Source organism: Mesorhizobium sp. M2A.F.Ca.ET.067.02.1.1 (assembly GCF_004023285.1).
In the GTDB taxonomy this organism is placed as follows: Bacteria; Pseudomonadota; Alphaproteobacteria; order Rhizobiales; family Rhizobiaceae; genus Mesorhizobium.
On sequence record NZ_RZSB01000897.1, the window covers coordinates 1 to 2,185 of the forward strand.

Sequence of the window (2,185 nt, forward strand, 5' to 3'; positions counted from 1 at the left end):
CTACTACTCCGCGTTCAGCCCGATACCCGATTCAACATCTTCGCTGCCCTTGCAGAAACCGCCGCTGATGCGCGAGCACCGGCTCTATCAGGCCGACTGGCTGATGCGCTTCTACGGCTTCTCGCAGCCGGAAATCCTGGCCGGCAGCAATGACGGGATGCTCGACCTTGCCATCGATCCCAAGCTCGCCTGGGCGCTGCGCAATCGGGGCCGATTCCCGGTCGACGTCAACCGCGCCGAGCGAGAGGCGCTGCTGCGCGTTCCCGGGCTCGGCACCAAGGTCATCGACAGGATCGTCGAGACGCGCCGTCACCGCCGGCTGCGGCTCGAGGATGTCGGCCGGCTCTGCCATTCGATCGCCAAGGTGCGGCCCTTCATCGTCGCGGAAGGCTGGTCGCCCGGCGCGCTGACCGACAAGGCCGGCTTGCGCCAGGTGATCACCCGCTCCTGCGAGCAGCTTTCCTTGTTCTGAGCATGGCAAGAACCCAGCTCAACCTCGCTGCTTATGTCGTCCGGCTCGAAAGCCAGACCGATTTCGCCGGCTGGCGCGACGCGGCGCGGCGGCTGGCGACGAACGATATTCCGCCGGAAGATGTCGCGTGGCAGGTCGAGCCAGATCGCGAAGATGGCGCCAGCAATCTGCCGGCGGCACAGGCCGAAGCGCGGCTGGTCGTGCCGCGCGACTTCATCGAGCGCGCCGAGACGGCCATCTGCCATTGCGATCCCGACCGCTTCGGCTTTCTTTACCGGCTGCTCTGGCGATTGCGCTCGGAGCCGAAGCTGCTTTCGATCGCCACCGATCCCGATATCCGGCGGCTGGAGGCGATGGAGAAGGCCGTGCACCGCGACATCCACAAGATGCGCGCCTTCGTGCGCTTCCGAAAAATCGGCGAAGGCGCCGACGAGCGCTATGTCGCGTGGTTCGAGCCCGACCATTACATCGTCGAGCGCAATGCCGATTTCTTCGTGCGTCGTTTCACTGGCATGCGCTGGACGATCCTGACCCCGCATGCCTCGGCCGACTGGGACGGCGAGAGGCTGGCGATGGGGCCGGGTGCGGCCAAGCGCGACGCGCCGGCGGAAGACGATGCCGAGGCGTTGTGGCGGACCTATTTCGAAAACATCTTCAACCCGGCCCGCCTCAAGGTGAAGGCGATGCAGAAGGAGATGCCGAAGAAATATTGGCGGAACCTTCCCGAGGCCTCGCTCATTCCAGATTTGATAGCAGGAGCGGACAAAGCCGCGTCAGACATGATCGCCCGGATGCCAACCAGCCCAGCACCGCATCATGCCAAGGTGAAGGCCAAGCACTGGCCCACGCCCGAGCCGTCCGATGTGGCGGCGCCTGAGGCCGACGATATTCCGGAGCTGCGCGAGGAGGCGAAAGGCTGCCGCCGCTGCCCGTTGTGGCGCGATGCGACGCAGACCGTCTTCGGCGAAGGGCCAGAAAATGCCGACGTGATCTTCGTCGGCGAGCAGCCCGGCGACCAAGAGGATCTGGCCGGCAAGCCGTTCGTCGGGCCGGCGGGCAAGGTGTTCGACAGCATCCTGGACGACGCCGCGATCGATCGCCACAAGGTCTATGTGACCAATGCGGTGAAACACTTCAAATTCGAGCCGCGCGGCAAAAGGCGCATCCACTCCAAGCCCAATGCCGGTGAGATCCAGGCCTGCCGCTGGTGGCTGGACAAGGAGCTTGACCTGGTCAAGCCCAACCTCGTTGTGGCGCTCGGCGCGACGGCGGCGCAATCGCTGCTCGGCAAGGCGGTGCCGATCACCAAGATGCGCGGCGACGTTGTCGAGCGCGAGGATGGCTTGCGGGTGTTCCTGACGATCCACCCCTCCTTCATCCTGCGCATCCGGGAGCAGGAGGACAAGGAGGCCGAGAGGGAGCGGTTCTTGCAGGATATGCGGAAGGTGAGAAAGTTGATGGCTGGTTGATGGGTAGCCCTAGGCGCTTCTCTTCGAACACAAGCAACATCGATTAAGCAGCCACCGTCCGCGCTGCCCCTCATTGCCCTGCCGGGCATTTCTGCCCGTATAGTGACGGGGAGAAAGGGCTGTCACGCAGCGCTTCGCCAATCGCCAGCGTAGCGCGCCCATCGCCTTCTCCCCGTTCACGGGGAGAAGGTGCCCGAAGGGCGGATGAGGGGCGGCGCCGACGCTCATGCCTGTCTCTTATACA

At 64.7% G+C, this 2,185-nt stretch carries 1 protein-coding gene and 1 pseudogene; both read left to right on the forward strand.

Translation table 11 applies throughout. The annotated features are described in order from the left end of the window. Positions 1 to 472, forward strand: a pseudogene (locus EOA28_RS33380) (radical SAM protein); the annotation flags it as partial. 2 nt (positions 473 to 474) lie between these two features. Next, entirely contained in the window at positions 475 to 1,941 is a 1,467-nt protein-coding gene (locus EOA28_RS33385) for a UdgX family uracil-DNA binding protein (protein ID WP_127253851.1), read from the forward strand. Positions 1,942 to 2,185 lie beyond the last annotated feature (244 nt).

Coding starts and splice junctions, on each gene's coding strand:
- EOA28_RS33385 (WP_127253851.1), top strand. CDS start 475: ATGGCAAGAACCCAGCTCAACCTCGCTGCTTATGTCGTCCGGCTCGAA.